The following is a 13747-nucleotide window of genomic DNA, read 5'->3' as shown; positions in this document are numbered from 1 at the left end:
TGAAACGCCTTCAAATACGAAATGCCGCCGGCCGGATGCTGGCCGTCTCGGCAATCGCCTTGCTGATCGGGGCGGCGCCGGTCGCTTTCGCGCAAAACCCCCTCGACAGGCCTGGCTATCAGGACACGGCGCGCACGCCTGAGCAACGCGCCGCGGACCTGGTTTCGCGGATGACGCTGGAGGAAAAGACTGCCCAGCTCATCAACGACGCGCCGGCCATTCCGCGCCTGGGAGTCCGCGAGTACAACTGGTGGAACGAAGGCCTGCATGGTGTGGCCGCCGCGGGCCACGCGACGGTCTTTCCCCAGGCGGTCGGTCTCGCCGCAACCTTTGACGTGCCGCTGATCCATCAGGTTGCCGATACGGTCAGCGTGGAGTTCCGCGCCAAGTATGTGGAAAGCCGCCATCGGTTCGGCGGTTCCGACTGGTTCCGTGGCCTGACCGTGTGGTCGCCCAATATCAACATCTTCCGCGATCCGCGCTGGGGACGCGGCCAGGAAACCTACGGCGAAGACCCCTATCTGACGGCGCGGATGGGCGTGGCCTATGTGGAAGGTCTGCAGGGCGACGATCCGGTCTATTACCGCACGGTGGCGACGCCCAAGCATTATGCCGTTCACAGCGGACCCGAAGCCGGACGCCACCGCGATAATGTGGCGCCGTCGCGATACGATCTCGAAGATACCTATCTGCCGGCCTTCCGGGCGACCATCACCGAGGGCAAGGCGGCGTCCATCATGTGCGCCTACAACGCCATCGACGGCCAGCCGGCCTGCGCCAATAACGACCTGCTCGTCACGCACCTGCGCAAGGACTGGGGATTCAAGGGCTTTATCGTGTCGGATTGCGATGCGGTCGGCGACATCTATTACAAGACTTCGCACCACTATAAGGCCACGCCGGAAGATGGCGTCACCGCTGCCTATCTGGCCGGCACGGACCTGATCTGCGGTAACACCAACGAGGCCGATCATGTGACGTCCGCCGTTCGCCAGGGCCTGCTGCCGGAAAGCGCCGTCGATACGGCGCTTGTCCGGCTGTTCAGCGCGCGGTTCCGGCTCGGTCAGTTCGATCCGCCCGCTCAGGTTTTTCCGGCGATCACCTCCGCCGACTACGATACGCAGGCCAATCGCGATCTGGCCCAGCATGTGGCGGAATCTGCCATGGTCCTGCTGAAGAACGATGGCAATTTGCTGCCGCTGAAAGCCGAGCCGCAGTCGATTGCGGTGATCGGACCCAATGCTGACACGATCGATTCCCTGATAGGCAACTACAATGGCGATCCGTCGCATCCGGTTACGGTTCTGGCCGGTGTTCGCGCCCGTTTTCCAAACGCAAAGGTCACCTATGCCAAGGGCTCCGGCCTTATCGATCCGGTCATGACTGCCGTGCCCGACGCGGCCTTCTGCCGCGACCGGGCCTGTACCGAGATGGGCGTCACGGCAAGCCATTTTACCGCCGCCGATACGTCAGGCGACGCGCAGACAACCTCAACAGAAACTGCGCCGCACCTGGCCTGGACCGGCGAACAGCGCAGCGGCGCCGTACGGTTCGATGGCTATCTGACGGCGCCGGAAAGCGGCGAATACCGTTTCCGATATGACGCCGACGGCGGCTACCGCATCTGGATCAACGACAAATTGGTCGTCGATGCCTGGCGGGTTGACTGGCGTCCGTCGATTGCCACAGGCACGATCCGGCTCGAAGGCGGCAGCCACAATACGATCCGGGTGGAATCCTTCCAGAGACAGGCGGCGGGTGACGAGAAGCTGGTCTGGAGCCTGCCGTCCGACACCGGCGCACAGGAAGCTGTCGCGGCCGCCAAGGCTTCCGATCTGGTGATCTTCGTCGCCGGCCTGTCACAGCGCGTCGAGGGCGAGGAAATGCACGTCGAAACACCGGGTTTCTCCGGCGGCGACCGCACCAGCCTCGACCTGCCGCCGGTGCAGCAAAAGCTGCTGGAGCAGGTCAGCGGGGCTGGTAAACCGGTCGTCCTGGTCCTGGTCAACGGGAGTGCGCTCGGCGTCAACTGGGCAGACAAGCATGTTCCGGCGATCGTGGAAGCCTGGTATCCCGGCGGCCAGGGCGGTGCGGCCGTGGCGCGCCTGATTGCCGGAGACTACAGCCCGGCCGGCCGTTTGCCGGTGACATTCTATCGCTCGGTCGATCAACTACCGGCCTTCAGCGACTACACCATGAAGGGGCGTACCTATCGCTACTTCAAGGGGGAAGCCCTGTATCCCTTCGGCTATGGTCTGTCCTATACCCGCTTCAGCTATGCACCGGCGAAACTGTCGGCCAGCAAGGTTGGGGGAAGCGGCGAGGTGACGGTTTCGGTCGATGTCACCAATTCCGGTCAAATGGACGGGGATGAAATCGTGCAGCTTTACCTCAGCCATCCGGGTCAAAATGACGTGCCGATCCGTGCGCTGGCGAGATTCGACCGCATTCATCTCAAAGCGGGCGAAACGAAAACGGTCAGCTTCACGCTCGACAGCCGCGCGCTCAGCACGGTGAACCCGGATGGCTCGCGTTCGGTCAGGCCGGGCAAGGTCAATATCTGGCTGGGCGGCGGACAGCCCGATCAAAGGTCCGGCCTCGGAAAAGCGCCCGGGGTATCGGCCTCGCTCACCATAACGTCCGGCCAGACGCTTGAACCCTGACCATGAGCATGATCATGAAAAAAGCACTCGGACTGTTATGTGGGCTGGCCTTTACGGCTATGGCGGGGAACGCCCACGCGGGCGAAGGTTCAGGCGCCTTTCCTGCCGTTTTTGAAGAAGATGCGGGGCTTCCCGAACATGTGGTCTATCGTCCGGAAAACATGGCGGCGGTGAAAGACGGTGCGCTCGGGGTCTACGTTTTCGGCAATGGCGGATGCAGCGGCGATGGCACGAGTTCGCGCAATCACCTGCTGGAAATCGCCTCCCAGGGCTACCTTGTGATCGCGCCGGGTAATATCCCTTCGGCGCACCCGCAGCCGGCCAATGCCGCGCCGGCGCAGGGTGGCCAGCTACGCGCGCCGACCGCGCCGGAATCGCTGACGGATGCTATCGACTGGGCGGTGCGCGAAAACGCCCGCGAGGGCAGTCTCTATTACCACCGGCTCGCGCCGGGAAAGATTGCGGCGTCCGGCTGGAGCTGCGGCGGCCTGCAGGCGATCGCCATCGCCAGGGATCCGCGCATCTCGACCTTCGTCATTATGAACAGCGGCGTCTTCAATGCAGGGAACCCCATCGCCGGCCTCAATGTAGACAAGTCGATGCTGGCCGATCTGCACGGCTCGGTGATCTATGTCATGGGCGGTCCTTCGGACATCGCCTACGCCAATGGCCGCGACGACTACAGTCGTATCTCGCAAATCCCGGCAGCCTATGTCGATATTCCGGTCGGTCATGGCGGCACCTACATGGAGCCGAACGGCGGAATCGGCGCCGAAATCGTGACCGCCTGGCTGGACTGGCGGTTGAAAGGCGACAACGCTGCGGCGAGCAAGTTTCGTGGCGAGGCTTGCGGTTACTGCACCGACAAGCGCATTGTCTACGAACACAAGAATTTCTGAAGGCAATAACCGGCGTTTTGCCCAGCGGAGGATTGACCATGGCGTATTCGAACCGGCCGTCCCGGCGTGTCGTGCTTTCGGGAATGACGGCGCTTTCGCTTGCGCCGGCGCTTCCCGCTGCCGCTGGCGGAAAGAGCAATCCGAACCGGTTATGGTATCGCCAGCCGGCCTCGCGCTGGGAAGAGGCTTTGCCGATCGGCAACGGTCGGCTGGGCGTCATGGTGTTCGGTCGTACCGGCCAGGAACGCCTCCAGCTTAATGAAGATACCCTGTGGTCGGGTGGCCCCTACACGCCGGATAGTCCGGAGGCGTTAGCAGCCCTGCCGGAGGTGCGCCGGCTGATTGCAGAGGGACGCTACAAGGAGGCCACCGACCTGGCTGGCGCGAAGATGATGGCGCGGCCGCTGTCGCAAATGGCCTACGGCACGCTCGGCGACCTGTTGCTGACCTTTGACGACCAGGCCGTTCCCAGCCCGTACGAGCGGCATCTCGACCTGGAGACGGCGATTGCGGGCGTCAGCTACACAACGCCATCGGGAACGATAAGCCGCGAAGTCTTTGCGTCCGCGCCGGACCAGGTGGTGGTCGTGCGGCTTGAGGCCAAGGGAAGGAGACTTGGCTTCGACCTCGCCTATCGCGGGCCGCAGGAGGTGAAATATACTGCGGCGAATTTCAGCGGCTCCGCGACGAGCCTCGAACCCGCAGCGCCGGACTGGGCGCAGCGTGAGGCGGTCGGCACGAACGGACAGGATATTCGCATCCGGCAGGACGGGCCGCAGGCCTGGCTGATTACCGGCAGAAATAACAGCAGTCAGGGTATACCGGCCGGCCTGACCTTTGCCATGCGCGTTCAGGTCATTACTGATGGCCAGGTCTCGGCTTCGGATTCGCACTTTTCCATCAAGGGCGCGCGCACCGCGACCCTGCTGATCTCGGCGGCGACCAGCTATGTGAATTTCCGCGATACAAGCGGCGAACCCATCGCCATCGTGCGACGGCAAGGTGAAGCGGCCGCGCGGAAGTCCTACGCACAGCTCAGGCAGGCGCACATCAAGGACTACATGGCGCTGTTCGGCAGCTTTACGGTCGATCTCGGTGGCGGCGCTACGGACCTGCCAACCGACCAACGGATTGTGGCGTCGGAAAACGCGGATGATCCCGCCCTGGCGGCGCTTTATCTGCAATATGCCCGCTACCTGCTGATTTCGTCGTCGCGTCCAGGCACACAGCCGGCCAATCTGCAGGGGATCTGGAACGCCAGCACGAACCCGCCCTGGGGCAGCAAATATACTATCAACATCAATACCGAGATGAACTACTGGCTGGCCGGCCCGGCCGGTCTGTCGGCCTGCGTCGAACCTTTGTTGGGTATGACCGAAGATCTGGCGGTGAGCGGCGCTAGCACCGCGAAAACCATGTACAACGCCAGGGGCTGGGTCGCGCACCATAATACCGACCTGTGGCGGGCGGCGGCGCCGATCGACGGTCCGCTATGGGGACTGTGGCCGTGTGGCGGCGCCTGGTTGTGCAACACCTTGTGGGACCAGTATGACTACAGTCGCGACGAAGCGATGCTAGCGCGACTGTACCCCCTGTTGCGGGGGGCTTCGCTGTTCTTTCTTGATACCCTGATCGAAGACCCCGGCGGTCGCGGCCTGATAACCTCGCCATCGGTTTCGCCCGAAAACAGCCATCCCTTCGGCTCTTCGGTTTGCGCCGGCCCCGCCATGGACCGGCAGATCATCCGCGACCTGTTCAATCATACGATTGCAGCCGGCAAGACGCTGGGGCGCGACAGTAACCTGATCGCAGAGATCACAGCGACAGTCAGCCGTATTGCGCCGGACCGGATTGGCAAGACGGGGCAGTTGCAGGAATGGCTGGAAGACTGGGACGACGCGGCGCCGGAACCGCAACACCGCCATATCTCGCATCTCTATGCGCTTTTCCCCAGTTCGCAGGTCAATCCCCGCGACACGCCCGACCTGGTGAAGGCAGCGAAGGTGACGCTGGAACGCAGGGGCGACCTGTCGACGGGCTGGGCCACGGCCTGGCGGATAAACTGCTGGGCGCGGACGGGGGAGGGCGATCACGCCCACTCTATCCTGAAATCCCTGCTGGGACCGCAGCGCACCTACCCCAATATGTTCGATGCCCACCCGCCGTTCCAGATCGACGGAAATTTCGGCGGCGCCATGGGGATCATGGAGATGATCGTCCAGTCGTGGGGGGAGGAAATCCATCTGCTGCCGGCGCTTCCCTCCGCCTGGCCGTCCGGGCGGATGACCGGCGTGCGGGTTCGTGGCAACATTGCTGCTGATATCTCCTGGACTAAGGGGAAACTGGCGCAACTGAGATTGAAAGGCCGACCGGGCGAAGAGGTCCGGTTGCGCCATGGCGGTGAACTTCAGGTGGTTCGGCTCAATGCCGGGGGCGTCTACGAGATGAAGGTGTGAATTGATGCTGTATCGCAAAACGCCCGGTTCGTTTGCCACGATCTTGACCCTGGTCGCTGTATGCCTGGGCGTATTTAATGCGCCTCATGCCCTCGCTCAGGACGCATCGTGTGCCTCCCTGACAGGCCGAACGATCGCGTGGACCGGCTACAGCGCCCGCATTGTCAGCGCGGCGCCGGTTGCAGACGGCGCCGCCGGCGCCGGTATCCCTGCCCACTGCGAAATTTCGGGCATCATGCACGAACGCAAGGGGCAGTTCGGTCAATCCTACGCCATCCGTTTCCACATGCGCCTGCCGGAAAACTGGAACGCGCGGATGGTGTTTCAGGGCGGCGGTGGCAGCAATGGCGATGTCGGCGATGCCTTGGGCCGTGTGTCTTCGGCGGGGCCGGTCGCACTGGCCTTGGGCTATGCCGTTATCAGCCAGGATTCGGGTCACGACAACGCCACCAATTCCGACCCGGCGCACAATGGCGCCCTGGCGTTCGGTTTCGATCCACAGGCGCGCGCCGACTATGGCCATGCGTCGCTCAAGGCTGCGGCCGAAGCGGCAAAAGCGGTTCTCCGCACCGTCTATGGCCGCGAACCGAAATACAGCTATTTCGTCGGCTGTTCCAAGGGTGGGCAGGAGGGCATGGTTTTCGCCCAGCTTTATCCCGATATGTTTGACGGGATCATCGCTTCGGCGCCGGGCTTTGCCCTGCCACGCGCCGCAGTCGCCGAAGCCTGGGATACTCAGGCCTTCGCCTCACTGGCCGGTCCCCGGGAGTCGCTGAAAATAGCCGACCTGGCGAAGACGTTTTCGACAACGGATTTCGACCTGGTGCGCGGTGTCATTCTCGAAGCGTGCGACGGCAGCGACGGATTGCAGGATGGCATGGTCGCCAGCATCTGGACCTGCACGGACGCCCGGGTATTGTCGGGGCTTCAGGCCCTGGTGTGTACCGCCGCGAAGACCGATGCCTGCCTGATGGCGGGACAGGTCGCCGTTCTGCGGCGGGTGATGGCTGGGGCCATGACATCGGGCGGGGCGCCGATTTACAGCGGCTGGTTCTGGCCGTCGTCGATCAATACGCCTGACTGGCGAATATGGAAGATCGGCTCGGCCGATGGCCAGGTGCCGCCGCTGAATGTGCTTCTGGGCGGCCCGGCCCTGGCCTCGGCATTCACCTCGCCGCCGACCGCCCTGGGGGCGCCCGACGCCCTGCTGGCCTATCGGCTAAACTTCGATTTCGACCGTGACACCAAAAAAATCTACACCACGACCGACCTGTTTCCGCGTTCGGCCTGGACCGATGTCGGCGCCCGCTCCACGGATCTTTCCGCCTTCAAGGCACGGGGCGGACGTTTGATCGTGCCGCATGGCGAATCTGACCCGGTGTTTTCGCTGAAAGATACGCTGGACTGGTTCGACACGCTCAACCAGGAGGTTGGTGGCCATGCCGCGGATTTCGTCCGGGTGTTTCCCGTGCCCGGCATGTGCCATTGCGGCGGCGGAACCGCTACCGATCGCTACGACATGTTCTCCGCCCTGGTGGCGTGGGTGGAACAGGGCCGGGCGCCGGATACGGTCATTGCCGCAGCGGGACCGAACACGCCTTGGCCGGGACGGACGCGGCCGCTGTGCGCCTATCCCCGGTCGGCGAAGTACATTGGCGGCGATCCGGAGTCGGCCTCAAGCTTCGAGTGCGCGGCTTAGAGCGGGATGCATTTTTGATGGAATCAAAATTCCCGCTCCAAGTTTTACTATGTCGCGCAATTTATCCAAAAAGTACTGCACTCCTTATGGTGATCGATATGATCCGCGATGGCCTTATTCCTGTGGACAAGCTCCATACTCATTCGCTCGACGCAGCCGATCTTCCGCGGCGCGTGCCGGAATTGCTCAAAACCCCCGATGATCTGCTCAAGGCGATTGTTACTATCTAGGAACGGACACGGATATGTTGGAATTGATTGCTGCTGCCGCCGCAGCCCAGATTGTTGTGTCGTCCCCGGATGGCAGTGTGAAGTTCCGCCTCGCGGATGACGGAGCCGGTTACGCCGCCTATCGCAGGAATGAAGAGGTGGTTTCGGGTTCGCAACTCGGATTGCAGCTGTCGAATGCGCCGGCATTTTCCCATCTTGTGCTGGTAAAGCGCACGCCGCAAAACGAAAATGTGACGCACGCGCTGACGGCGACGAAGGCGGACACGGCGCGGGATTATTTCAATGGCGAGCTATTGAGTTTCCGGGAAAATGACGGGGCGCATCGGGAAATCTCCATCGAGGTGCGCGTCTATAATGAGGGGGTCGCCTGGCGCTACATCCTGCCTGGAGGCGCGGCCGTCTCCCTGGCCGGTGAAACCACCGAATATCGGCCCGCAGGAGATCCAAGCTGCCTTGTTTCGGAGTACGCGGCGTCTCATGAAAAGGACTGGAATTCCGTTCGGATGTCAGAGATCGACCAGAGCAAGCTTTATGATTATCCGGTCGTCTGTCCATCGCCAAGCGGCAATACCCAATACGCCATCGTCCAGGCCGGGTTGTCGGGCTATGCGGGCTCTGCGCTCAAGCCTGGCAAGGGCGTCTTGCAGGTTCAACTCTTCAGCCGTCTTGATCACAAAGAGGTTGCGGTCGAAGCGGCCAATGGCCTGCAGAGCGGATGGCGCGTGATCATGATGGCGGACCGGGCCGGCGACCTGATCGAATCGCACCTGATCGGGAATCTCTCCGCCCAGGCGACGGGCGACTATAGCTGGGTGAAGCCCGGCAAGGTGGCCTGGGACTGGTGGTCAGGCCCGACGGTCGGAGACAAGCCGACCATGGAGCGCTACCGCCGTTTTATCGATTTCGCGGCCGAGTCGGGCTTTCCGTATTTTCTTATCGACTCCGGTTGGGCGCTCAATACCGGTCCGTGCTGTGCGGCCGACCCGCGGACCGATATCACTAAGGGCGAAGCCGGAATCGATATGCCGGCGCTTGCGAAATATGCGGCCTCCAGGGGCGTTGGCCTGATTCTGTGGGTGCACTGGCAACACGTTGCACCCCGCATGGACGAAGTGCTGGACACCTACGCCGCCTGGGGCATCAAAGGGATAAAGGTCGATTTCATGGAACGTGACGACCAGGAAATGGTCGCCTTCTATGAAAAGCTTGCCGCCGCTACGGCAAAAAGACACATGCTGCTGGATATGCACGGCGCCTTCCCGCCGATGGGCCTGTCACGAACCTATCCGAACTATATCACCCAGGAAGGCGTCCTTGGCGCCGAATATAACAAGTTCCCGTGGGGAAAGGTGACCCCGGCGCATAATGTCAAGCTGGCCTATACGCGGATGCTGCTGGGGCCGATGGACTATACCCCAGGCGGATTCCGCAATTCTTATCCGGATGCCTACGTGCAGACCGAGGTCATGCCCTCGACGCGCTTCACCCGCGGACAGGCCCTGGCGCAGTACGTCGTTTACGACAGTCCGCTGCAAATGGTGTCGGATGATCCGTCGGCTTATCGCGATGCCGATGGATTCGATTTTGTGAAGGCCGTACCGACCTCGTGGGACGAGACCCGCTTTATCGACGGCACGCCGGACAGTTACGTCGTCGTCGCGAGGCGTAAGAACAATGCGTGGTACGTCGGCGCCATAAACAACGAAGTCGCGCGTGTCATAGAGATACCGCTTACGTTCCTCGCGGACAAGCCGCAGGACGCAGTGATATGGTCGGATGGAGCGAGCGCCAATCAGGTCAGCCGCACAGTCAGAACCGTATCGCGAGGTCAGTCTCTCAGTGTAAAAATGCCGGGTGGCGGGGGTGCGGTGATTGTGATTACGCCATAAAACGCGCCTTACAACGGGCCTGTTACATACCTTGCACTACAGGTGTAAGGGCCGTTTTTTTCGAGGTTCGCCTTTGACGGATCTCGATAATCTGTGCCATTTTATCCGCTGAATAACTCAGACAATTAAGCACGTATAAAAATATTCCATTAGAAAAAATAATTTTCATAATAACCTTTGAATTGCAAACTATTGGTCTTGATACGGTCTTTGTTGCTCAGATTATTAAGTGGTTTCTTAATTAATGTAACAAAAACAATGAAATAATGTGCGCATCATTGCGCGGCCGCGTGTGAGCTTGCGGTAGCATTTTATGAAATTAAATTCTTTATGTGAACACAATAGTGTCACAATCTGGCAACGGCAGCCATTTTATCAAAAATATGTCCGACTTTTATGCTTGAAATAATGTGAGCGCTATCATAACGTCGTTCTGTCACAGTGCGCGGGGCGTGGCAGATTTGCTGGTGTGTGGAAAGACACGGCGCCCGGCGGACAGAGGCACCTACAAAACGTCTAACTAGACGCTCTCGCTTATTGCGAGAGAACATAAAATTAACTCGGGGCCACACGCCACACGAGATCAGGGAGTTGAAGCTAATGAAATCTACAAGGGATAATTTTGCCCAAAATCAGGGCGGCATGCGTGTCCGCTCTCGCGCCGGCAGGCTGCTGCTCGGCTCGACGGCGCTGGCGGCGGCATTGCTAGCCAGCGGAGCCTTCGCACAGGATACGGCGCCAGCCGGCACGGATAAAGCGGGAGGCACGGAGACTGCCGCCCAGGACGACAGCCAGGTCGTCGTCGTTACCGGCATCCGCAGGTCGCTGGAAACGGCCGCGCAGATCAAGCGGAGGTCGGACACCTTCGTCGACTCGATCACGGCGTCTGATGTCGGCGCGCTGCCGGATACCAACGTGGCGGAAGCCATCGGGCGTATTCCTGGCGTGTCTGTGACGCGCTACTCGATCCTGCCGCAGTATAACACCGGCGGCGCCGGCGGCGCGAGCGGTGACTTCCCTTCGGCCGAAGGTTCTGGCAACCTGATTCGCGGTCTCTCGTTCGTTCGGTCTGAATTCAACGGTCGCGACCAGTTCACCGCCAACGGCGGTCGCGCGCTCGATTGGTCGTCCATCCCTCCCGAACTCGTCGGTGGCGTGGATGTTTACAAGAACGCGTCGGCTGAGCTGATCGAAGGTGGCGCCGGCGGTACGATCAACCTGCGCACGCTGGCCCCGTTCGACCGTAAGGGGTCGTTGTTTTCTGTCAGCGTGGATGGCACCTACGCCGACCTGCGCGAAGACTGGTCACCCTCCTATAGCGTCATCGCGAGCAATCGCTGGCAAACGGGTGCGGGCGAATTTGGCTTGATGGGGTCTTATTCCCATTCCGAGCTGAAATCGGATATCAACGACTGGCAGATCGGCGCGCCGGTTCCGAAGGTCAATGTCGGCGCGATCGAGGCGATCGGGCCGGACAAGTTTGATGGCGTGCCTGTCAGTGATGTCATCGGCACCCAGACGGTGTTCCAACTGCGTCACAACGAGCAGGATCGCGAGCGCACCAGCTACTATCTCGCAGGGCAATGGCGGAACGATACGACGAGTATTCTGATCAAGTACATCAACGTTGAGAACGGCACCAACACCGTTGAGCATACCGTTGAGCATTTGCCGGACGCGAACACGCCCAACAACACGGTACTCACCAATGTCGTCACCCGGCCTTACAGCGGTACCGTGGCGCTCTGCAACATCGGCTTCGACATTACACAGGGCGGCTGTAGCCAGCCGATCGGCATCGGTCAGTTGATGACTGCCGGTACCATCAACAATGCCGGAATTGACGGCGGCGCGTATGGCTACGGCATCAATACGCTGGGCCGTGGCGTGGTCGACCGGTCCAAGACCGAGGACTTCAGCATCAATCTGAAGCACAATTTCAGCAGCCAATTGCACCTCATCCTTGACGCGCAATACACCAAGGCGACAGCGGCTCAGACCGAAGTCTGGGCCGGCGGCCAAACGCACTTCATGGTTGATGAGGTGGCCGATCTCGACCACGGCTCTGTCAGGTTTCACATGGATCCGCGTGGCAACCAGATCACCGACGTGAAACCGGGCATGGCTCAGACCGTCGCGTCTGACAATACCGGTGATCCGGGCGTTTATTGGTGGCTTTTCAACGCCGATAACGAGCAAAAAGGCGATGGCGATCTCTTCGCGCTGCGCGCCGACCTGTCGTATGACTTCGCGGACCATTCGTGGTTCAAGGATATCAAATTCGGCGCCCGCTACTCCGAACGAAACCAAACCAACGATACCGCCAACCAGAACTGGGCAGGCGTGGCGCCGCCCTGGGCTGGAGGTGGTGCAACGCCGTTCAGCGCTTTGCCGGCGGGTATGACCGAAGTTGACGACTACAAGGACTTCTTCCGCGGCGGCCTCGTCCAGGGTGACAACACCAAGTTTGTTTATATCAGCAGGGATTATTTGCTGAATTATGACAAGATGGGGCAGTTCTTCAAAGACAACTCGGATCCGACAACGGGTATCGTTCGCGGCGCGCCGTGGGCGCCGCGTGTCCCGATGTTCCCGTCGGATAACCATTCGGAGATCACCGAAAAGACGACCAACTTCTATGTTCAGTTGGACTTCAATCATGATCTCGGCAACGGCCAGTCTCTGGAGGGCAACATCGGCGTTCGCTATGCGAAGACCGATCTGGAGTCGGCGGGGAATCTTGTCTTTGTTCCGTTCGCTGCCGATTCGGTCTGTACGCCCGGAACGGATGTCAACGGCGTGGTCACGACACCCTATGCCTGCTCGCATAACAGCCCGCAGGAATTCCTGCCGGGGACGGACGCCTACCTTCAGGGGGCTGCACAGCCGATCAACTACACGACAAGCGACGATCACTTCCTGCCGTCGTTTAACTTGAAGTGGAATCTGAACGAGGACATGCTGATCCGCTTTGGCGCCAGTCAAAACCTGACGCGCGCGAATATTGCGGATCTGCGGGCTTACACGACCTACAGCGCCAACACGACAACGGTGCAGTGGCCGGCCGGGCATTGCGCGGACATCAGCCTGCCGGTGACATGCAACGATGGGTTCCAGAATGTGACCCTGAACGCGATTAACGCTGGTGGTGGCAACCCGCGTCTGAAACCGACGACATCGGACAACTTCGACCTCTCGTACGAATGGTATTTCCCAAGCGGAAACATCACGACGGCGGTGTTCTCGAAGAAGCTGCACGACGTCATCCAGGGCGGCTCAGAAACCATTGGCAACGTCACGCTGGATGGAAAGAGCGTGCCGATCACCTATAGTGGTCAGGTCAATTCCAAATCGGTGGATGTGAATGGTGTCGAACTCGCCTATCAGCAGTTCTATGATTTCCTGCCGGGCATCTTCTCACACCTGGGGGCGCAGGCAAACTTCACCTACATCGACGCCAGCACGGATCCGGATGCCTCGTGTACGAACAACGGCGAACCCTGCCGTTTCAACATCACCGACCTGTTCGGTCAGTCCAAGTACCTGGCGAACCTCGTCGGCATCTATCAGGATGACAAGTTTGAAGCCCGTCTGGCCTATTCCTGGCGCAGTCGCTACCTGATTGTTAAGGGCGACTACATGACGGGTAACCCGACATACAACGAGCCGACAGGTTTCCTGGATGGATCGCTGAAGTGGAATGTCAACGAACACCTGCAACTCCACACCTCGGTCGAGAACATGCTCGATACGACCACGAAAGCGGTAATGCAGGTCGATGCGGCGGGACATACGCTTCCGCGCTTCGCCATCAAGAATGACCGTCGGATCGTGGTTGGCTTGCGCTACATCTACTGATCCAGTCTGAGAGAGAAGGGTGGGATAGATTTCTATCCCGCCCTTTTTACCTA

General features: G+C 60.6%; 7 protein-coding genes. All 7 read left to right on the top strand.

What is annotated here, in order from left to right; genetic code table 11:
• The first annotated feature begins 35 nt into the window (after window positions 1-35).
• The 7 genes from VL130_RS14420 to VL130_RS14390 all read left to right on the top strand — a co-directional run bounded on the left by VL130_RS14420 (window position 36) and on the right by VL130_RS14390 (window position 13694).
• Window positions 36-2663 (top strand): glycoside hydrolase family 3 protein, encoded by a 2628-nt coding sequence (locus VL130_RS14420; protein WP_414636290.1) that lies wholly within the window; start codon window positions 36-38, stop codon window positions 2661-2663.
• Window positions 2664-2677: 14 nt separating this feature from the next.
• Entirely contained in the window at window positions 2678-3562 is an 885-nt protein-coding gene (locus VL130_RS14415; protein ID WP_325363719.1) for a hypothetical protein, read from the top strand.
• Window positions 3563-3600: 38 nt separating this feature from the next.
• A complete protein-coding gene (locus VL130_RS14410; protein ID WP_325363717.1) occupies window positions 3601-6018 on the top strand; it encodes a glycoside hydrolase family 95 protein in 2418 nt (805 codons plus the stop codon).
• Window positions 6019-6022: 4 nt separating this feature from the next.
• On the top strand, window positions 6023-7717 hold the full coding sequence (locus tag VL130_RS14405; RefSeq protein ID WP_325363715.1) for a tannase/feruloyl esterase family alpha/beta hydrolase: 1695 nt from the start codon (window positions 6023-6025) through the stop codon (window positions 7715-7717).
• An 86-nt stretch (window positions 7718-7803) separates the two neighbouring features.
• Window positions 7804-7947 (top strand): hypothetical protein, encoded by a 144-nt coding sequence (locus VL130_RS14400; protein WP_325363713.1) that lies wholly within the window; start codon window positions 7804-7806, stop codon window positions 7945-7947.
• A 14-nt stretch (window positions 7948-7961) separates the two neighbouring features.
• Window positions 7962-9836 carry a glycoside hydrolase family 97 protein gene (locus tag VL130_RS14395; protein ID WP_325363711.1) on the top strand — a complete coding sequence of 625 codons (1875 nt, stop codon included), beginning with the start codon at window positions 7962-7964 and terminating at the stop codon, window positions 9834-9836.
• A gap of 600 nt (window positions 9837-10436) precedes the next feature.
• Window positions 10437-13694 carry a TonB-dependent receptor gene (locus tag VL130_RS14390; protein WP_325363709.1) on the top strand — a complete coding sequence of 1086 codons (3258 nt, stop codon included), beginning with the start codon at window positions 10437-10439 and terminating at the stop codon, window positions 13692-13694.
• The last annotated feature ends 53 nt before the right edge of the window (window positions 13695-13747 follow it).

The sequence above is a fragment of the Asticcacaulis sp. genome (assembly GCF_035497195.1).
In the GTDB taxonomy this organism is placed as follows: Bacteria; Pseudomonadota; Alphaproteobacteria; order Caulobacterales; family Caulobacteraceae; genus Asticcacaulis.
The sequence above is the reverse complement of the archived record's forward strand: the minus strand, read 5'-3'. Positions and strand labels throughout refer to the sequence as shown.

Excerpts from the sequence above, each read along its gene's own strand:
- VL130_RS14420 (WP_414636290.1), top strand. The coding sequence starts at position 36 with ATGCTGGCCGTCTCGGCAATCGCCTTGCTGATCGGGGCGGCGCCGGTC.
- VL130_RS14415 (WP_325363719.1), top strand. The coding sequence starts at position 2,678 with ATGAAAAAAGCACTCGGACTGTTATGTGGGCTGGCCTTTACGGCTATG.
- VL130_RS14410 (WP_325363717.1), top strand. The coding sequence starts at position 3,601 with ATGGCGTATTCGAACCGGCCGTCCCGGCGTGTCGTGCTTTCGGGAATG.
- VL130_RS14405 (WP_325363715.1), top strand. The coding sequence starts at position 6,023 with ATGCTGTATCGCAAAACGCCCGGTTCGTTTGCCACGATCTTGACCCTG.
- VL130_RS14400 (WP_325363713.1), top strand. The coding sequence starts at position 7,804 with ATGGTGATCGATATGATCCGCGATGGCCTTATTCCTGTGGACAAGCTC.
- VL130_RS14395 (WP_325363711.1), top strand. The coding sequence starts at position 7,962 with ATGTTGGAATTGATTGCTGCTGCCGCCGCAGCCCAGATTGTTGTGTCG.
- VL130_RS14390 (WP_325363709.1), top strand. The coding sequence starts at position 10,437 with ATGAAATCTACAAGGGATAATTTTGCCCAAAATCAGGGCGGCATGCGT.